General features: G+C 52.1%; 17 protein-coding genes, 1 tRNA gene and 1 pseudogene. 9 read left to right on the plus strand and 10 right to left on the minus strand.

Going from position 1 to position 18,325, the window contains the following annotated elements; genetic code table 11:
• Nucleotides 1-24 precede the first annotated feature (24 nt).
• The 3 genes from ACYQ3G_RS14850 to ACYQ3G_RS14860 form a co-directional block, all read right to left on the minus strand.
• A complete protein-coding gene (locus ACYQ3G_RS14850; protein ID WP_459826916.1) occupies nucleotides 25-696 on the minus strand; it encodes an ERF family protein in 672 nt (223 codons plus the stop codon).
• A gap of 134 nt (nucleotides 697-830) precedes the next feature.
• Nucleotides 831-2,435 carry an SNIPE associated domain-containing protein gene (locus ACYQ3G_RS14855; protein WP_459826918.1) on the minus strand — a complete coding sequence of 535 codons (1,605 nt, stop codon included), beginning with the start codon at nucleotides 2,433-2,435 and terminating at the stop codon, nucleotides 831-833.
• Nucleotides 2,436-2,439: 4 nt separating this feature from the next.
• Nucleotides 2,440-2,829, minus strand: a complete 390-nt coding sequence (locus ACYQ3G_RS14860; protein WP_459826920.1) for a hypothetical protein — start codon at nucleotides 2,827-2,829, stop codon at nucleotides 2,440-2,442.
• 276 nt (nucleotides 2,830-3,105) lie between these two features.
• Here ACYQ3G_RS14860 and ACYQ3G_RS14865 point away from each other — a divergent pair, with 276 nt between their 5' ends.
• Nucleotides 3,106-3,933 carry a ParB/RepB/Spo0J family partition protein gene (locus ACYQ3G_RS14865; protein WP_459826922.1) on the plus strand — a complete coding sequence of 276 codons (828 nt, stop codon included), beginning with the start codon at nucleotides 3,106-3,108 and terminating at the stop codon, nucleotides 3,931-3,933.
• A gap of 250 nt (nucleotides 3,934-4,183) precedes the next feature.
• On the opposite strand, the gene ACYQ3G_RS14870 is transcribed toward ACYQ3G_RS14865, so the two are convergent.
• The 7 genes and pseudogenes from ACYQ3G_RS14870 to ACYQ3G_RS14905 all read right to left on the minus strand — a co-directional run bounded on the left by ACYQ3G_RS14870 (nucleotide 4,184) and on the right by ACYQ3G_RS14905 (nucleotide 11,771).
• Nucleotides 4,184-4,804, minus strand: a complete 621-nt coding sequence (locus tag ACYQ3G_RS14870) for a hypothetical protein (protein WP_459826924.1) — start codon at nucleotides 4,802-4,804, stop codon at nucleotides 4,184-4,186.
• A gap of 184 nt (nucleotides 4,805-4,988) precedes the next feature.
• Complete coding sequence (locus ACYQ3G_RS14875; protein WP_459826926.1) at nucleotides 4,989-5,624, minus strand: YagK/YfjJ domain-containing protein; 636 nt, start codon at nucleotides 5,622-5,624, stop codon at nucleotides 4,989-4,991.
• 616 nt (nucleotides 5,625-6,240) lie between these two features.
• A complete protein-coding gene (locus ACYQ3G_RS14880) occupies nucleotides 6,241-6,657 on the minus strand; it encodes an ATP-binding protein (RefSeq protein WP_459826928.1) in 417 nt (138 codons plus the stop codon).
• Nucleotides 6,658-6,739: 82 nt separating this feature from the next.
• Nucleotides 6,740-7,093: pseudogene (locus tag ACYQ3G_RS14885) on the minus strand (hypothetical protein); the annotation flags it as partial.
• Nucleotides 7,094-7,114: 21 nt separating this feature from the next.
• Nucleotides 7,115-9,349, minus strand: a complete 2,235-nt coding sequence (locus tag ACYQ3G_RS14890; RefSeq protein ID WP_459826930.1) for an AAA family ATPase — start codon at nucleotides 9,347-9,349, stop codon at nucleotides 7,115-7,117.
• A 1,069-nt stretch (nucleotides 9,350-10,418) separates the two neighbouring features.
• A complete protein-coding gene (locus ACYQ3G_RS14900; RefSeq protein ID WP_459826932.1) occupies nucleotides 10,419-11,429 on the minus strand; it encodes a hypothetical protein in 1,011 nt (336 codons plus the stop codon).
• Between the two features lie 265 nt (nucleotides 11,430-11,694).
• Nucleotides 11,695-11,771, minus strand: a tRNA-Pro gene (locus ACYQ3G_RS14905).
• 94 nt (nucleotides 11,772-11,865) lie between these two features.
• Between ACYQ3G_RS14905 and ACYQ3G_RS14910 the strand changes: the two genes are divergently transcribed.
• The 8 genes from ACYQ3G_RS14910 (at nucleotide 11,866) to ACYQ3G_RS14945 (ending at nucleotide 18,324) form a co-directional block, all read left to right on the plus strand.
• Nucleotides 11,866-12,645: an SAM hydrolase/SAM-dependent halogenase family protein gene (locus tag ACYQ3G_RS14910; protein WP_459826934.1), complete on the plus strand. Its 780-nt coding sequence runs from the start codon at nucleotides 11,866-11,868 to the stop codon at nucleotides 12,643-12,645.
• Nucleotides 12,642-13,367, plus strand: coding sequence for an adenosylcobinamide-GDP ribazoletransferase (locus ACYQ3G_RS14915; protein WP_459826936.1), 726 nt, complete (start codon nucleotides 12,642-12,644; stop codon nucleotides 13,365-13,367). Before ACYQ3G_RS14910 ends, ACYQ3G_RS14915 begins: the two co-directional genes overlap by 4 nt.
• A gap of 215 nt (nucleotides 13,368-13,582) precedes the next feature.
• Nucleotides 13,583-14,674, plus strand: a complete 1,092-nt coding sequence (locus ACYQ3G_RS14920; protein WP_459826938.1) for an NAD(P)H-dependent flavin oxidoreductase — start codon at nucleotides 13,583-13,585, stop codon at nucleotides 14,672-14,674.
• 80 nt (nucleotides 14,675-14,754) lie between these two features.
• Entirely contained in the window at nucleotides 14,755-15,198 is a 444-nt protein-coding gene (gene fliJ / locus ACYQ3G_RS14925) for a flagellar export protein FliJ (RefSeq protein WP_028576704.1), read from the plus strand.
• Nucleotides 15,119-15,799: a MotE family protein gene (locus tag ACYQ3G_RS14930; protein ID WP_459826940.1), complete on the plus strand. Its 681-nt coding sequence runs from the start codon at nucleotides 15,119-15,121 to the stop codon at nucleotides 15,797-15,799. The genes fliJ and ACYQ3G_RS14930 overlap by 80 nt, the downstream gene beginning before the upstream one ends.
• A gap of 2 nt (nucleotides 15,800-15,801) precedes the next feature.
• Complete coding sequence (gene truA / locus ACYQ3G_RS14935; RefSeq protein ID WP_459826942.1) at nucleotides 15,802-16,542, plus strand: tRNA pseudouridine(38-40) synthase TruA; 741 nt, start codon at nucleotides 15,802-15,804, stop codon at nucleotides 16,540-16,542.
• A 64-nt stretch (nucleotides 16,543-16,606) separates the two neighbouring features.
• The gene (locus ACYQ3G_RS14940; protein ID WP_459826944.1) at nucleotides 16,607-17,437 is read left to right on the plus strand and encodes a flagellin; all 831 of its coding nucleotides are present in this window, start codon (nucleotides 16,607-16,609) and stop codon (nucleotides 17,435-17,437) included.
• Nucleotides 17,438-17,580: 143 nt separating this feature from the next.
• Nucleotides 17,581-18,324 (plus strand): DUF4197 domain-containing protein, encoded by a 744-nt coding sequence (locus ACYQ3G_RS14945; protein ID WP_459826946.1) that lies wholly within the window; start codon nucleotides 17,581-17,583, stop codon nucleotides 18,322-18,324.
• Nucleotide 18,325 lies beyond the last annotated feature (1 nt).

Raw genomic sequence — 18,325 nt, forward strand, 5'->3', positions numbered from 1 at the left:
CGCTTGTGTTTTGTGTCTGAATTTTTAGGATGCCTGCGCATATTTCCACCACATTTTCCGTTGCGGATTCCATTTGAACCCGGCCCCGGCCAGGAGATCCTTCTTGGTCTGGGTATTGCCAGTGGCCACGATGCACACTTGCCCATCCGTGGCGGTGATCTCCTGGTAGGTGATGCCGTCGAGCTTGGGGAGTTGGGTTGGTTGTGTTCGGCTTGATGGTTGAACCGGTGGCGCCACAGATACTTGCATGGCTGGAGCCCTTTTCTGACGCGGTGCACCCTTGCCGGAATCCTTGGGCATATTCCCGTCCGTGTCTTCCTCGGTCACGATGCCGAGCATGGCAGAAATCGAATATCGCCTGATGTAGGTCATAGCGATGCCGAGGCCCTGAGGATCGTTTTTCGGTAGTGGGACAACCGCGTGCGAGGACTGCCATTGACCGGACTCAGCATGGACCAGTTTGGTCACAAGGCCGAGATGGCCAGGTTCCGAAGGCACTGGATACTGAGTAAGCCAGACGCCGTTAGTCAGCAGTGCTTCACGGCAAGAATCCATGACACTGTTGAGAGTTGCGTAGTTGGAATGGGTGAAAGGGTTAAGACGGTCCTTTGTTGCAGGCTGCAATGTACGCTGGACTTGGATCAGGGCCTTAGCAAGCTTGCTCGTTTCTAAGGAGCAGTAATCCTGATGGTTCATAATCACTCCTTTAGTCAAAAAAATGCCCCCTACATCGCTTATCGAGGGGGCTTCAAAGAAATCATATATATATCAAATGAGTTGAATGACAGACTTTAAATTTGAGTCAACAATTCATGGCATTGCCTTTGCGACTAATTCAGGCTGTGCGCTTCACCCTGAAGCCGCCGAGTCTCATAGTACTCATCGGCTATAGCAGTTGTTCGAAAGTCGATATCGTCTCCTACTAAATCTGATGCTGCCGCCCTGATTTCGTCAAGTGACACTCGAAAGAATTCCTTGCGGCGATTGACTGCGTTCACACGAGCATGATTGAAGCGTTGGTGCAAGGATGCTTCCAAAGCCGGGGCATCCTCGCTGAAAATGACCGCGTGGACATCAAATAGAAAAGGCACACTTGCATCTCCCAATTCTCGGATTCGATCGAGGGGTTCAAGCCGTCTTGTCAATCCTATTTTGTAAACCTCGTCGCCAAACGATCCGATATTGCTGATGATGTAGACATGACCACGCCGTGTCTGTTCTGCCAAACTTTTTGCGCGTTCCCCCTTCGCCTCTGCCTCCTTGAGTTGCGCTTCAAGGACAAGAATCCTCGATTCAAGTTCGCCCTTTTCGCCCTCATGTGCCGTCTGAAGCTTATGCCGGGCCTTCTCAAGTAGGTCGCGATAGATTCGCTCCTCCTTCTCCGCTTCTGCGATAGCTTTTTCGTACTCGCGGATTGCCTTTTGCTCCTCGCGCATCTGCTCTCGGATTAAGCGCTGTTCTTCGTCTTTCTCAGCTTTCTTTAGCTTGTACTCGTAGACAAGGCGACACTCCTCAAACTTTAAATCAATGTACGGCAGTGTTATGCCGGTTGCTAAGCTAACGCAATTTTTCTCTAACCCTTCCGCAATTTTTTCAATTCGTTCCAATGTACGATCAAAGTTACCTGGATTCAACTTTCCAATCAGAATGTCGCACTCGATGTTAAATGCTCGCAATATGAGCTTTGCTTGACCTGAAAGCACGGCAGTCCCTGCTTTAGAACTGCCGTTAATTTCGACGCCTTCGGCAAGATCCACCGCCTCACCATTTGCGATCAACTCTCTTTGCTGGTCACGCACCCGGCGGATTTCTGCTTCGTAACGTTCAGGCATCTCATATAAATACTCCGGAATTTCGAAGATTCCAAATCCAACAAAATTCTCAATTCTAGTATACAGATCAAGCTCAGACTTCAGGTCTTGGAGGTTGTCTTCCAAGGTTTCGAGTTCTTCACGCAAGGCGTCTCGCTTGATTGTATCTGACTGAAGGGAGGAAGCAATATCGGAAGCCCGCGATTCAAGTGCAACAAGATTGCTGGTTCGTTGTTTAACTTCTTCAAGTTCGCACTTTTTTTGCTTAAGAACATCCTCTGCTTGTTGTATTGCAGCATTTATGGCATTCCTCTTTTCAGCAGCAGCCGCCTCGACTTTATCCAAATCGCTTAATTGTCTGTCAGCAATTTCTTTTCTCCTCTCGATATGCGACTGTAGTTCTAGGAGTTTTTCTTCAGCTTGCTTCGTTTTCGTGTCAACTTGCTGCTGCAATAATATTCGTTCTTTCTCTAAAATATCGAGGCGCTGTTCAGTTTTCTGAATCACTTCCTGCAATCTACTGTACCATTCTGCTTTTCTTTTGTGCAGCAGATATACGATTCCGTAAGTTAAAACAGAAGACCCGATTCCAACCGCAATTACAATAATGAAGTTTATATACATAATTTTATTTCAATACTCGTTTAACCATTCGCTGACGTGCTTCAGCTCGCTGACGCCTACGATCAGCAACTGACTTCTCCTCGTATTCCTTAATCCGTGCAATGAATTCTTTTTGCTCACTCCTGAGCTTAGAAGCCAAAGCCTTTTCTTCTTCTTTCCGCTGGCGCACTTTCTCTCTTTCATTTGCGACGATGCGCCTCTCATGTTCTTTTGTTTCCTGTTTTAGTTCACGTTGCCGCTGCGCTTCTTGTCGTTCTAGAGCTCGTTGGTGGGCTACTGCAGCGCGCTCACGCTGACTACGCTGCCTCTCGGCTTCTTTGGCGGCTCGCTTATTGGCACGATCGATTTCTTTCACAATGCGAGAGACTGTTCCGATAAAGTTTCTCCTAGCCAATTTTCCCTCCTGTTTTCTTCAATCAGTTGGATGAAGAGAACGCAGAACCTCACCCTACGCACTCAGAACTCTATAGTTTTGTGAAGCCCATAGCGCACAGAGCGCGTATGACACAAGACATAATTTCGGATAGTTGCAGACTTTTTATCGTACTGAGTCAACTAGTTCGAACATGGTGTTCGGCGATCCTCACAAATATTGTCGAATTTTCAAGAATAGCGTAATCGCGAAATCAACACCAAACGATATCCGATGCTTAATCCTTAAGGAGACGCCATGGGAAACTATGAACTCGGACAAGTTTACGATCTGGAGCTCAGCACACTGAAGCCCAATCCTCATCAGCCCAGGACCGTATTTCAAGATACAGAAATTAGGGAGCTTGCAAATTCTATCGATGAAAAAGGCCTCCTCCAGCCCATTCTGGTCAAAGAGCTTGAAGACGGACAAATCATCATCGTATCTGGTGAACGCCGATTCAGAGCCCATCAACTTTTGGAACGGGAAACCATTCCAGCATGGTTCACAACCGGAGACCCTGAAGAACTCGCCCTTGTCGAAAATCTGGTCCGAGAGGATCTCTCAGCTATGGAAACTGCGGAGGCTCTAAAAAAACTTGCTGATAGATTTGGCCTCAAGACCAATGACGATATAGGGAAAGTAATTGGAAAGGCTCCAAGCACAGTCTCCGAAATCTTGTCGCTCAACGATCTCTCAGAAAATATACGAAACAAAATTCGTGGGGACAAAAAATTTGCCTTACGCGAATTAAAAAAAATCGCATCACAAAATACGCCTAAAGCGCAGGAAAAGCTATTCAAGGCCTACGAGGCCAAGATTGAAACTGAATCCCTAAAAAAGGCAACCCGTGCCAGATTAACAGGTGAAGCGCTCCACAAGAAAAAGGTTCAGTCCATACGAGACTACTTCACGAAGATGTCCGCTGATGACAAAATCCTCGAGTTGAGTTCACTGCGAGAAGAGTTGAGCAACCTCAAAGACGGCATAGAAATAATCTTAAATAATCTTATTGAATTAAACTCAAAATTCGACGCGTCGAAGGTCGAAGAGGCGTCCTCAAAGCCCAAAAAGAAGAAAAAATAGTCTTTTTAATGCCCATCCTGATTAAGGATCACAGAAAGACATTATTAATCATTCGGTTCAGCCCATTGGGGGCACGAGAGGCTGGCAGGGCGCGATCACCTGCCAGCCTCCCAATTTTATTAATGTGCGCGCAAATATCAGATTCAGTAGCTTCCATCTGAATCTACAAAATTGCATTTCGAAAGAGACAATATTTTAAGTTATTACAGTAAGAATCTCTCATGTCTGAGAACATCTCTAAAATATCCTATCAGCGATTCCTAAACGATTTAATGCAACGATCAGCCTCCCAACCCACCAACTGATCTATCGACTTTCCGTACATATCCAGAGCTACTTGTTCAGGGTCGAGCCCACGCTTTGCGGCACACTTATGGATCGCGGACACCTGACCGTCGGAAATGGGCTTGTTCCCACCACCCTGCAAGGCGCTCTTATCCTGAGACTGGCCTTCCGGCAGACCATAGACGTTGTCCATGTCCTGAACAGCTGTGAGCAGAATAGGCCCTGAATCTTGTTCCTGACCGCCTTCCAAGGCATTACGAATATTGAAGGCATCAGAGAGGACACGTGACTTGGCACGAGTTGAGGCAATGCGCACAAAACTGTCCACGCACCCTTTGGGCACATTGTCTGGACTCGCGTCTCCGATGTCCGCGAACACCTGGCCGGCTGAAGTGACCAGACGCGCTCCGCAAATGGCGCGCATGTCGTTAGACGCCTGCGGAAACTGGAGGACGGCGACCTCCAGACTCTGCATCCCGCACTGGTGGGCGTAGTCGATCATGGCCGGATAGGTGGCGACTTCCTTGCCACGGATGTTCATGATGCCACTCTGCTTGACCCTAGCCTTCTTTTTGTCGTCAGCCATAACTACCTCCGCGAAAAATGGTGAACAAAAATATTCGACCCAGACAGCTACTACTGGAACGCCAATAATAGCCCTGAGCAAACCTCTAAAAATATCTATTTCTGGGGAATAAATGATGTGAAATTACGGAAAAAAGAATTCAGCAGGATATTTGAAACAAGCGGAATGAAAGCAATAAAACTATCTATTTTTTGGGAATACGAGATCCTCCTCGAATCCAAGAACCTTTGGGCAAGCCTTCCTTGTCCCTGGCCTTAGCAATATAGCTAGCCTGACGATGCATCTTCTCCAAGGTCTCCTCACCATCTGCAGATCCACGACGATACATCAAGCCATTCTCCTGCTTCTGGCCATTCCTGTCCTTGTTGCAATAGTGAACCAGTCCTTCCTGATCATTCTTCAACACTATTCCCCAATAATGCTCTGCCTTTTGAAAAACTGTGTACTCGGACTGAATAGCATTTCCATTGAGCAATGCTACGCAATGATAGTGAGGATGAGAGGATTTGTCTTTCTTATCAGGCACCCATTCTAACTTCATATCCACCAAGTGACCACCAGTCTTCATTCGAGCAAACGATCGCTTCATATACTCACTGAATCTGGAGATGTGTGTCTTGTCATATGGAACTGAGTTATCAGAAGGGTATCTGAGATCGAATCTGACTTGTTGAACCTTTGAGTGATTCTCAGTCATATAGTCCAACTTCTCTCTATAGCTCTGTAGAGTGGAACTAAGACACCCCAATCCTTTCTCTTTGTTTGTATTGATAGGAAGATCCCTATACTCGTTTTCATAAATGACTTTCTGTCTTCGCATATCTGCCTCCATGTCTGTTTATGTTTTTTAAAATGAAAAAGGGACTGACACACTCTGCGTACATCAATCCCAACATATTTGTTTGCACACTGTCGTGTGTGTGCTAATATCAATATCATTGTCTGAAGACTATCGTGTCTCTCTGAGAGTTATTCTGATAACTTGTTTTCTCCTGAATGGATATGATTAACTTTCTTTTGACGACACACTGGTGGTGTGTCTCAGTGATACTGACTGTCTTGTTTTACACTGATGTGTGTTTGTTTAAGATTGACTGTCTTTCTTCTCATTGTCATGAGAGTGAATACGCTTAATTTAGTTTGATTCTTTTTATCCGCATATTATACTAATCAAATAATTTTTTACAAAATTAATTTATCAATTAATTATTGTATTATTAATAAATATAAAACTAATATATAAGAAGGTAATACCATACTACCTAAATTTAGTAGTCAAGATTTTATAAAATTTACTCGACTTTTCAGTTCTGCATGCTCGTGAAATTCATAATATCATAGATGGTGGAAAAGTTTACATTGGCAAGCCCGATAAAGATGAGCACTTTCGGGATATCGACGCCAGGATCGCCCTTCAAACCCGAAAATTTCGATTTTCATTTTTCCCGTCCAAACTGTCCACTGTCCTGTCCACTGGACATTACTAGTGCTCCCCTTAAGGGGAGCACTAGAACGGCTCTGGACGGACAAAAAATCGCCAAATTGGATGTGCTGATCCGGTCGAGGGTGACCGCGCCGAGCAGTTTATTGTGAAAGGCGTCGTTCCACTCCGAGAAGTCCAGATCGCTGGTGATGCTCTTCGACCGCCGCTCGTAACGGTCCGCGATGATGTCGTGAAAGTCCTCGTCCTGCCCGGAACGCATGGGCTTGAGGCCGAAGTCGTCGATGATGAGCAGATCCGCCTTGGTCAGAGCCCCCAGTTTGCGCTCGTACGTGCCCACTGCCCGCGCCGAAGCGAGCTGGCCCAAGAGCTTGGCGTGGATGGAGAACACCGTGTCGTAGCCGCGACGCACGGCGATGTGGCCCAGGGCCTGGACAAAGGTGGCTCTTGCCGGTGCCGCAGGGGCCGACGATGAGCACCGGGACCTTCTCTTCCAGGTAACGACAGGTGGCCAGATCCATGTTCTGCGCCTGGTTCACGCCGAGGTTGAAGGTGAAGTCGTAGCTTTCGAGCGTCTTCTGCGTGTTGATACCAGCACCGACGCTGCCCGCATGAGGAATTTGCGCTGTTACCAACCGACAATCTCGTCCTTGATGAACTGAGCCAGAAATTCGATATAGGCGAGCTTCTGCTCCACGGTTTGCCGGTTGCGGCCCCCCCCCCAGGGAGTCCAGGATGCCGGAGAGACGGAGTAGTTTCAGATGCGGCGTGAGCTGCGAGAGGGGAACCTTGTCGTGACCAGCGCAATAAATGATGGCACGCACCCACATAAGGACACGTGCCACCATTTCGTCTAGCCAGCAGTCTACCTATGCTGCATCTTCATCTCGATCGACTCCGAAGTCATCCTCCTGCTCGACCGAGAACCCTTTTGGCCTCAAAAGACCAGCCTGCTCCAGTTTCTTCCTGCGGTTATCTGCTGTCCCCTTGGATGTTCCGACCTTCGCGGCCAGTTTCCTGACACTGAGTTCTGGCTTCTCCTTCAACGCAGCAATGATTTTCGCGTCCAGCTCGTCGGGACTGAAGGGAGCATCATGGTCATCGTCCTGAGCAGAAGGCGCTTGTCCGTTATCGCACCCTGCGCCGACCCACATATCCTTGTGCGTCATGCAGTGCATAACACCTCCTTCTGAATCAGCGTCATCATCCTCCTCGAAGGAAGGAATCAAATCCGCAACACCTGCTTCCTCGTCCACATCCAACATGTACTCTATCGACTGAATATCCTTGCTCCCAAGATTCCGGTACTTTTCGACAGACAGCCGAAACAATTCGAGATTCTTGACCTTTTCAACTTTCAAAACAAGCTCAAGGCCGAGCTCTTTTCCTATCGTTCCGTAAGAATTGCGCTTATTCTTCCCGGTGTGATCAACGACGATTGTCGTTTTCCCTCGCAGACTATTGGCGCGCATGAAGTCATTAAAGCCGCGCGCCCCCTCAAGCTGAGACCCCATCGCACTAGGAAAGAGACAAAACATACTGTCAGCAATGATCACATCGGCCCACGCTATCTCCTCCTTGTAGTGCTCTCTGTCCTCAGGAGTCTCAAGCCGGATGTCTCTTTTCTGAATCGTTGCCGCAACGATCCTAAGATTTTCCTGCAAGTGCTCAGGGGTCCCCAGGGCTTTGAATATCTGGGCGTAGCGCTTCTGTAACTCGTGCGCCTTCATCTCTCCATCAATGACAAGAACACGGAGCGGACGAGGAGCAACCAATTGACCATCCAACAACGATGTTCCTGATGCGCATGCAACTGCGATAAAACAAATCAGCCACGTTTTACCTGATCCTCTGTGAGCATAAACCAACACCTTGTCGCCTTTCATAATCATCGGCCCGAGAACAACTTCCGTCTCGGACACAGGTAAGGCTAGCAACTCTTTGCCACTGATCGCAGTTGCGATGTAATCTGGATCAAAGTCTAAATCAAACCGCTCCCGGGCATCCTCGACAAACTGAGTTCGATCCGCAACTTCACCTTTCACGGCCATAGACTCAGTGACATCTTTATCAAAAGCGGACAGCAAGGCACTCGGCGACTCGTGATCAGCCTGCAACCTTGCCCATGGCATCAAGAAGCCGATTGGGCCTACACCCAATCGCTTCATCGCAAGGTATAGTTTGTTAGCTATTTTATAGCCATCTCGTGTTGGATTCACAATTATACCGACTCGTCGATCTTCTAAAGCTCCCAAATCTGTTCCGTCGATTGATGCTGACTTACCACCAGACCATGTCGTCAGACACACATGTTTCAACAACCAAGGGTGCTTCTCTCGAAGATACTCAACCTGCTCCTCATCTTCGCAAATCAAGACAGGGCGACGATCGCCATACAACAAATCCCACCGATACAGCGGAAACGAACCTGCTGGATGAAGCCAGTCAAAAATCTTTCGTCCTGAAGGGGTTTTCCATAGAGAGAGAGGAAGCTTGACCAGTTCACCCTCAGTAGACTGAAAATCGCACACAACAAAATTGATGCTGCCATCCAAATTTCTATACAAATACATGGACTTAAGCGAAAACCCATATTCATACAACATATTCGGTTCGTATTTGCACTTTTTTAAAAGTGAATCATCGAACGCCCGCTCGAATGAGCAACCTGGCTTATAGGGATACATGTAACGTTTGTCGTAAGAAAGCTTGATGCGAGCAATTCTAGCGAATTCTTTAAACGCAACGCTCTCGGGAAAGCCAAGACAATCCACACCATGGCTCTCTATATGATTCGTATACGATCTTTGAATACGACCATAATCAATAGGATGGATTTTTTCATCCATCCTTTTTTCAATATAGATGCCACATAGATAATCGTCCAATAAAAATCTATAGTTGTCAGTAACAAACTCATTTCCTTCGCAATATCCATTTGGATACAAAGCCTGCAGAACTAACAAAGAATATTTTTTCTCCTGCACCATCCTACACAATAAATCACGGAGCATTTCGCATCCATGATTATTCACAACACCATACTTCCATTGAATAGTAGAAAATATACGAAAAAACGAATTTCGAATTCCATAATGCATCATAACTACTCCAAATTTGAGCGATGATCGACCCTCAAAGAGTCAAAATATGCGCAAATATCAGCAATAGAATATCTGACAGACTTCCCATACTTAACATATGGAACACCTATTCCCTTAAATCGATGTTGTCTAAGTGTAGAAACACTTACCCCCAACATCATTGCAGCTTCTTTTTCATTCAACCAACGCTGCGGTGTACTTGTAACTAATAATAGCCCCATAAAAGTCACACTAATCCCGTAACAATGAGTTATAATTCACCATCCTAACAACAGATAGAAGTCACAACAAATCTTTAACCCTAAAACCGAATTGAACTCGTAACTTAACCGCTGAATGATTGCTAAATTCTGTTGACTCATCTTTCCAAATTGGAAGAGTCATCAATAACAATCTTTGACAACCTGCTACGACTCAGTTATCAAGGGTGCCACATCTGCTGAACCTGTCATCCTACCAAACAAAATTTTCTCATCATTGCACCTCCTCCAAAGTTATTTTTTTATTAACTGGGTAGTTAATAAAAAAGCCTCAAGCATGCGGGAAGAGGTCCATACCAAGTGTGCGTCATTGGTATGGAAAATGCGAATATTAAACTGATTTTATTAGGATTTAGTCAATTTGCTATGACTAACTACAAGCCAACACCCTGATGGACGGTGCCTTTGGAGCCAGGGTGCACGAGAGGAGTGCGATCGGAGACGGGGAGACTAACAGAAGTTTCGATTGTTTCTTGTCAAATGAATAGACTATTCATAACAATACAGCATATTAGCTCTTGATTTTCTGTAAGGCCTGACGCTCGACTTCACAGCCGAACGCAGTCAGGATCCTGGCTTGATCCGGCGTTGAATCCTCGATCATCCACCGTGCCCTTTCCTTCTCTCCGTTCCAGCACAGGCACGAATGCAAATTGCTCATGAGGTCTATGGTTCGCTGTGTGGCCATATGGATACCGGAGTCTTTCAGCTTCAGCTCGAGCAAGCGCAGATAGGCCAGGGCTTTGATACACATCAAAAAAATATTGCAACTCACACCTATTATTCTACATCGATAATAATATTTGCAATCATCTTTTATTAGACGATATAATTTTCCCTTTTTTAATACTTTCATCTGCAACACCATATAACAACTCTATATATTTAAAACATTTATTAAATCGTTCACATTTATTACATTTATATCGATCGTTTCTATACTCACATTGCTTAAACTTAGGATAATCAATTATTTCATTATTAATTTTGAAAAAAGCATTCTTAAGATCATACTGTTTTAAATTTTTTAAATCCCACAACATTAAGCCAATTAACCTACTCTGAAATCCTTCAATTTTGAACGAAGATCCAATATCAAGTTCTTCGATGTTTTCAAATAAAAACCTTTCATCTTCAGACATTACAGAATCATTAACCAAATGATAAATATCTCTTGCAACAATAATTTGACTTTTGATGTATTCTAATGCTTTTTTTACATCAAAATTTTTTGAATTAATATTCAACATTACTGCATGCATCCCTCTCCACTTTGATTGATTTGAAATATCAAATTCTAACTCACAATCACTTGGGGATAATAAGCAATAATGTTTTGATTTTTGAACACACCACCTAAATTCGTCTTCCGTATACTCCTCAATATTCTTTAACATTTTATCGACATCGTATTCTCTATATTTCAGAAATTCAATACGTGTAACATACACTCTATACTTTATACATAATCCAAGTAAATAATTAAGCGCAAATTTTGTTTTTTTATTATCTATTATTTTATTATACAAACACTCACATTGTTGACAATATTTTAGATCTTTACAACATCTATGAAATGTCAATTCGTAATAATAATCTGTAAGTGAATAATTATTACTCGTATTACATCTACTTTTTGCATGTAATTCAATAAATAAATCTATATAATATATTTTTTGCTTAACATTTTCAAATTTTATATATTCACTAATATAATTGCATACATTTTCGATACTGCTAATAATTACATTATTATACTTACTTATATACAAGTTTCTTAAGCGATATTCTCTTAAAAAGAAATATTGAAATTTTTTCATAAACATCTTCCAAAATATTATTATAAAATCAAACGCATAAAGAGATTGCCTTCACTCAAGCCAATCTCGAACTAACACTCCGGTTGAAACATATCAAAAAAAATAATCTGCTAACTCATCGAACTCTACCCAAACCATTCTTGAAATTTTGCACTTCAATCATCGGAGTGAGTTTGCTAATGGGCTTGTGTTGGGCATAGTGTTGGGCAGATAATAATCGACGCAAAAAAAGGGCTCGGATTTACACCCAAGCCCTTATTTTTACTGGTCGGGGCGACATGATTCGAACATGCGACCCTCGGTTCCCAAAACCGATGCGCTACCAAACTGCGCTACGCCCCGAAGAGCGCAGTTTCTACACAGCCGCGCTTTGCACTGTCAACAGCTTTCTGGCTTGGCTGGACAGGGTCGGGGCTTGGCCGTATGAGCTTGCTGCATGATTCCCCCCATTGTCGTGCTGACGGATTTCGGCCTTGCGGACCCCTATGTCGGACAGATGAAAGGGGCGCTGCTGCGCCTGGCGCCTGCGGCTCCCGTCGTCGATCTCTGCCATGAAGTCCAGCCGCACTGCATCCTGCAGGCCGGCTTTCTCCTTGAGGCCAGTCGGCCCCACTTTCCTGACGACAGCATCTTTCTGGCCGTGGTCGACCCCGGAGTCGGGTCGGAGCGGTCCATCCTCATGGCACGGCTGGGCGGGCAGCTCTTTCTGGCGCCGGACAACGGGCTGTTGTCCTTCCTGCATGGCCAGGGCGCATCCTGGTGGCGTGCGGAGCTGGACACGGCCACTGCCAGCCGCACCTTCCACGGCCGGGACCTCTTCGCCCCCCTGACCGCACGGCTGGCGCTGGGGGCCGACCCGTCCGCACTGGGGCGGGCTGTCGACCCCGGGTCAACCGTGCGCCTTGAACAGACCTGGGCCGAGGCCAGTAACGGACGCCTGGACTGCGCCGTGCTGCATGTGGACCGTTTCGGCAACTGTCTGCTCAACCTGCGCATCGAGGCCCTGCCCGCCCGAGGCCGGGCCTGGATGCTGGACGACGGCCGCCGTATCGCCCGTGTCTCGACCTACGCCGACCTCGCTCCGGGCCAGGTCGGGCTGCTGGCGGGCAGCCAGGGCGTCATGGAGCTGGCCGTGAACGGCGGTTCCTGCGCCGACCTCCTCGGCCTCGCACCGGGCCGGACGTTGCGCCTGACCTGCACGGAGCAACGCCCATGAACCCGCTGCACGACTTCCTCGTCGCCCTGACCTTCCTGACCCGCCTGGGCCGGGCCCGCATCTCCTCCAACGAAGAGATCAGCCGCTCCATGGGCATGTATCCCCTGGTCGGGGGGCTCATCGGCCTTGTCCTCGCCCTGGCCTCCCTGCTGCCCCTGACGCCCTGGGTCCTGGCCTGGATCCTGACGGGCCTGAACATCTGGGTCACCCGCGGCCTGCACTGGGACGGCTGGGCCGACCTCTGGGACGGCTGGGGCAGCGGCGCCACGGGGGAGCGCTTCTGGGCCATCGTCAAGGACAGCCGGAGCGGGGCCTTCGGGGTCATGGGACTCGTGCTGGGCCTCGGGGCGCAGACTGCGCTGTTCGAGCGTGCCGTCGCCCTCGGGGCCTGGAACGCCCTGCTCTTCGCCCCGGTCTTCGGCCGGTTGTGCTGCTTGGTCCTGGCCCGAGCGGGGCGCACCTTCGCGCGGCCGGGTCTGGGACAAAACGCCTTGCTGGGGGCTACGCCCTTGGCCCTGGCCGTGGGCGGCCTCACCGCCGCGGCCGCGGCCCTGACCCTGCCCGCAGGACACGTCCTGCCCGCAGCGATCATCGCCATCCCGCCACTGGCCGGTCTGCTGTCCCTGGCCCGTCGCGAGGGCGCCATGAACGGAGACTTCCTGGGCGCGGCGATCATCGCCGGGGAAATCTGCGCCCTCCTGCCTCTCGCATTCCATTTCTGACCAAAAGCCTGCCTGGACATATGCTCTGAACGCCGCCGATGGCCCGTGTTTTCACGGAGAATTCAGCCATTATAGCTACGTATATCAATGTATTGCCGGGTTCATTGACCCCTGATTTTTTTTCGCGTAGCAGCCCATGGACGCCGCGATTAAGCGCCCGCTCAAGGCATTCCCGTTTGCCGGGCCGCGCGGCGAAAATCATACAGGAGATCACCATGGACTTTCCACATCTCAAGATCGGCGATCTTGTTGCAAAAATTCCCATCATCCAGGGCGGCATGGGTGTCGGCATCTCCCTTTCGGGGCTGGCCTCGGCCGTGGCCAAGGAAGGGGGCATCGGCGTCATCGCCGGCGCCATGATCGGCATGGGCGAGCCGGACATCGGATCCAACTACCGCGAGGCCAACATGCGCGCCCTGGCCACCGAACTGCGCAAGGCCCGCGAGAAGACGAGCGGCATCCTGGGCGTGAACATCATGGTCGCCCTGACCAACTTCAGCGACCTGGTCAAGACGTCCATCAAGGAAGGCGCGGACATCATCTTCGCCGGAGCGGGCCTGCCCCTGGACCTGCCCTCCTACCTCAAGGACGGCGCCAAGACCAAGCTCGTGCCCATCATCTCCTCGGCCCGCGCCGCGACCATCATCTGCAAGAAGTGGCTGTCGAAGTTCGACTACCTGCCCGACGCCTTCGTGGTCGAAGGCCCCAAGGCCGGCGGACACCTGGGCTTCAAGCCCGAACAGATCGACGACCCCGAGTTCTCCCTCGAAAAGACCGTGCCCGAAGTCGTCGAGGCGGTGAAGGAGTTCGAAAGCAAGGCCGGACGGCCCATTCCGGTCATCGCCGCAGGCGGCGTCTGGGACGGCGCGGACATCTACAAGTTCATGCAGCTCGGCGCCGCCGGCGTGCAGATGGGCACCCGCTTCGTGGCCACCCACGAGTGCGACGCCGACATCAAGTTCAAGGAGTCCTACGTCAGCGCCAAGGAAGAGGACATCCAGATCATCAAGAGCCCCGTGGGCCTGCCCGGCCGTGCGGTGGACGGGCCGTTCCTGCAGGACGTGAAGGCGGGCCTCAAGAAGCCCTTCAAGTGCCCCTTCCACTGCATCAGTTCCTGCGACTTCACCAAGAGCCCGTACTGCATCGCCCTGGCCCTGGTGAACGCCAAGAAGGGCCTGCTGAAGCACGGCTTCGCCTTTGCCGGAGCCAACGCCTACCGGGTAAGCGCCATCGTCTCCGTGAAGGAGCTGATCGAGTCCCTGCGCCAGGGCTACATCGAAGCCGCCACGGCGGCCGGCGCGGCGTAAACGCATCCACGACCGACCATGACAAGCCCGGCCCGCGCCGGGCTTTCTTTTTTGCGCACGCTTCTTGCTTGGCTCGGGCCATGGCGCGCCCTTTCGTTTTCAAGCTCGAAAAAGTCCTGGAGTACCGGACGCAGTTGGAGGACCAGGCGAAACTGGCCCTGAGCAAGGCCCTGCAGGACATGCAGGAGCAGGCCGCGCGCGTCGAAAAGTTGGAAAGGGACCTGGCGGCGTGCCTGGATGAGATGAGCCGGATCAAACAGATGACGCAGCCCGAGCTGTGGCTGTGGTCCGGCTGGCGCAACCGTCTGGAACTTGACAAAAAACAGGCGCAGGCCAAACTGGCCGGACTTGAACGGCTGGTCGAGGAACGCCGCCTCGATCTCGTGGCCAAGGCCAAGGACCGCAAACTCCTGGAGAAACTCCGGGCCAAACAGGCAGTCAGACATGGGCAGGAAGAACAGCGAAAAGAACAGAGCGCTTTCGACGAAACAGCCACCCTCCGCTACGGGCGCGCGCCTTATTAGGCTGGTCCAGGCCACGGCCGTCCTGGCCGCGATCAAGCTGGCGGCCATCGGCATGCTGTGGATGCCGGCGTCCGAGCCGGACAGTCTGCTGCTGCAGCCCGTGGCCATCCGTCCGGCCATGGCCCAGACCCCGCCCGCCGCGGCCCAAGCGCCTGCACCGGCGGCAGAGAGCCCGGCAAGCAGCGACAGTCAGACGGAAAACGCCACCGCCGCCGCGCCGACGACCGACGCGGAGCGGACCCAGGCCCTGAACGCCCGCGAACAGGCCCTGGACAGGAAGGAGGCCGAACTGAAGGCCCTGGAGGCGGCACTCGACGGGAAACTCGAGAACCTGCGCGCCCTGGAAATCCGGATGCAGAAGCTCATCGATTCCGCCGGCACCATCCAGGACGAGAAGATGGCCCATCTGGTCGACGTCTACTCCAACATGAAGCCCAAGCAAGCGGCGCAGGTTCTCGAAACCCTGGAGGAGGGCATCGCCGTCAGAATCCTGGCGGGCATGAGCGGCCGCAAGGCCGGCGAAATCCTGTCCTCGGTGCGGCCGGACCGGGCCGCCTTCCTGTCCGAGGCCCTGACCCGCCTGCAGACCGGGACCAACTGACCATGCCGCGCATCCGCCTGACCGTGGCCTACGTCGGCACGCGCTACCTGGGCTGGCAGATCCAGGGCCGGGGGCAGACGGTCCAGGGGACCCTGGAGGAAAAACTGGCGCGCATCTGCCAAGAGCCAGTGCGGGTACACGGCTCCGGCCGGACAGACTCGGGCGTACATGCCCTGGGGCAGGTGGCCCACTTTGACGCGCCCGACTCCAAGGCCCGCATCCCCTGGCAAAAGGCGCTCAACTCCATGCTCCCGGACGACATCGCCATCCTCGACGCGCGCGAAGCCGAGCCCGGCTTCCACGCCCGCTTCTCGGTCCGCTCCAAACGCTACGCCTACACCCTGTGGAGCGAACCGGATTTCACCCTGCCCCAGCGCGCGCCCTTCGTCTGGCCCGTGCGGAACCTCGACCTGGAGTCCATGGACCGGGCCGCGGCGTTCCTGGCCGGAACCCACGACTTCGCCGCCTTCCAGAACGCGGGCACCGAGGTCAAGGGCACTGTGCGCACGCTGGAGCCCATCCGCCGCGAACCGGGCCAGCACCCGTGCGAATGGGTCTTCCGCTTCCAGGCCGACGGATTCCTGAAGCAGATGGTCCGCAACCTCATGGGCCTCCTGGTCGAGGTCGGCCGCGGCGGCATGAGCCCGGACGAGGCCCGGGCCGTCCTCGAAAACCGCGACCGTCGTCTGGCCCCGGCCACGGCTCCCCCGCAGGGACTGACCCTGGAAGAGGTCATCTACTAAACAAAAGCCGGGAACGGCCGAATACATTCGAAACGCCCCTGTCTGCAGCCCGAGGGAGAACGCCGTGGCCCTGACCGACCTGGAAAAACTTTTCGTCTACACCACCGCCAACCAAATCTGGCAGCAGGACCTGCTCATGAACGCCTACTTCCAGGGCTCGAGCGTGGGCGCCAACCTGCGCGAGATGGTCCTGGGCCGGCCGGCGGTCAAGCCCCTGACCAACCCCTACGACCAGGCCATCACCGGCCGCCTGCGCGCCGACAGCGCCACCATCCGGCAGGGTGCGCGCAACGTGACGGAGGCCGCATCCATGGTCGGCATCGCGGCCGAGGCCGTGGGCACCATCAAAAGCACTCTGGAGGACATGCAGGACATCGCCACCAAGATCAAAACCGGCGAACTGGTATGGAACACGACCATCCGGGACGAATACAACTCGCTGCGGGACAAGATCACGGGAATCGTGCAAAGCACCCTATACAACGGAATCGCACTGCTGGACAGCACGCAATGGGGCACAGACCAGATCGATTCCGGGGGGGCTGTTCATGTTCAAGCATTCCTAAGCGGCGGCTTTGACGTCACTTTCAAGGCCCTGGACAGCCCCACGCCGCCCTGGAGCAACCTCTCGGGGGCGTCCCTCAATAACGCAACGGGGCTGCAGACGGAACTTCTGGAACTGTCGGAACTGCTTGGCTACGTTGGAACCGTCGAAGACATCTATACCAAACGGGCCAGCGGGCTCAACTTCCAGGCCTCTTCCCTTGAGTCCCAGGCCGATCTGCTCGATCAGGCCGTGGAGGCCCGCCGCCAGTCGCCGACCCTGTCCCTGGAGGAAATCCTGGTGCGCCTGCTGCTGCGGGACACGGGGACGCTCATGGACGAACTGACCTGAACGCCCATTGGTCCCATGGCGCCCGGATCATGGTCGGTCAGACCCCAGCGCGGCCATGCCGGAACATTTCGCTTTTTCCTTGATACGGCTTTTCATCGGTCATATCCTCTGACGCATCCGTTCCATTCACCCCGGAGGTTCTCATGACCAAGACCAGATCTGTTTTCGCGACCATCCTCCTGTCCATGGCCTTGCTGGCGGGAGCAGGACCGGCCATGGGCCAGTCCGATCTCCTCAAGCAGGGGCTCGGCCTGATGTCCTCCGGCGGCTCCGGGTCTTCATCCCTGACCCAGGGCGAGATGGGCGACGGCCTCAAGGAGGCCCTGCGCGTCGGCACAGAAGCCGTTGTGTCGCAACTCGGGAAGGCCGACGGATTCAACGGCGACAAGGCCATCCACATCCCCCTGCCGGGTCAGCTGGCCACGGTGCAGAAGGCCCTCAAGGCGGCCGGCTATTCGAGCCTGGTGGACGACCTGGAACTGAAGCTCAACCGCGCCGCCGAGCAGGCCACGCCCAAGGCCAAGGCCCTCTTCGTGGACGCCATCGCGGCCATGACCATCCAGGACGCCCAGAAGATCCTGAACGGCCCCGACGACGCGGCCACCCAGTACTTCCGCAAGTCAATGGGGCCGGGCCTGGGCACCGAAATGAAGCCCATCGTCGACGCCACCCTGGCCGAGGCCGGGGCGGTGCAGGCCTACGACGCCATGATGGGCCAGTACAAGGCCCTGCCCTTCATGCCCGACGCCAAGGCCAACCTCACTGACTACGTGGTGGAGAAGGGCATGGACGGCATCTTCCACTACGTGGCCAAGGAGGAGGCCGCCATCCGCACCAACCCGGCCGCGAGAACCACGGACCTGTTGAAAAAGGTCTTCGGCAAATAAC

The organism is Desulfomicrobium salsuginis (assembly GCF_054657795.1).

What these genes read in the sequence shown, in the direction of transcription:
- truA (WP_459826942.1), top strand. Translation starts at nt 15,802, where the DNA reads ATGCCGCGCATCCGCCTGACCGTGGCCTACGTCGGCACGCGCTACCTG.
- ACYQ3G_RS14870 (WP_459826924.1), bottom strand. Translation starts at nt 4,804, where the DNA reads ATGGCTGACGACAAAAAGAAGGCTAGGGTCAAGCAGAGTGGCATCATG.
- ACYQ3G_RS14930 (WP_459826940.1), top strand. Translation starts at nt 15,119, where the DNA reads ATGGGCAGGAAGAACAGCGAAAAGAACAGAGCGCTTTCGACGAAACAG.
- ACYQ3G_RS14945 (WP_459826946.1), top strand. Translation starts at nt 17,581, where the DNA reads ATGACCAAGACCAGATCTGTTTTCGCGACCATCCTCCTGTCCATGGCC.
- ACYQ3G_RS14900 (WP_459826932.1), bottom strand. Translation starts at nt 11,429, where the DNA reads ATGAAAAAATTTCAATATTTCTTTTTAAGAGAATATCGCTTAAGAAAC.
- ACYQ3G_RS14915 (WP_459826936.1), top strand. Translation starts at nt 12,642, where the DNA reads ATGAACCCGCTGCACGACTTCCTCGTCGCCCTGACCTTCCTGACCCGC.
- ACYQ3G_RS14875 (WP_459826926.1), bottom strand. Translation starts at nt 5,624, where the DNA reads ATGCGAAGACAGAAAGTCATTTATGAAAACGAGTATAGGGATCTTCCT.
- ACYQ3G_RS14855 (WP_459826918.1), bottom strand. Translation starts at nt 2,435, where the DNA reads ATGTATATAAACTTCATTATTGTAATTGCGGTTGGAATCGGGTCTTCT.
- ACYQ3G_RS14920 (WP_459826938.1), top strand. Translation starts at nt 13,583, where the DNA reads ATGGACTTTCCACATCTCAAGATCGGCGATCTTGTTGCAAAAATTCCC.
- ACYQ3G_RS14850 (WP_459826916.1), bottom strand. Translation starts at nt 696, where the DNA reads ATGAACCATCAGGATTACTGCTCCTTAGAAACGAGCAAGCTTGCTAAG.
- ACYQ3G_RS14890 (WP_459826930.1), bottom strand. Translation starts at nt 9,349, where the DNA reads ATGATGCATTATGGAATTCGAAATTCGTTTTTTCGTATATTTTCTACT.
- ACYQ3G_RS14865 (WP_459826922.1), top strand. Translation starts at nt 3,106, where the DNA reads ATGGGAAACTATGAACTCGGACAAGTTTACGATCTGGAGCTCAGCACA.
- ACYQ3G_RS14910 (WP_459826934.1), top strand. Translation starts at nt 11,866, where the DNA reads ATGATTCCCCCCATTGTCGTGCTGACGGATTTCGGCCTTGCGGACCCC.
- fliJ (WP_028576704.1), top strand. Translation starts at nt 14,755, where the DNA reads ATGGCGCGCCCTTTCGTTTTCAAGCTCGAAAAAGTCCTGGAGTACCGG.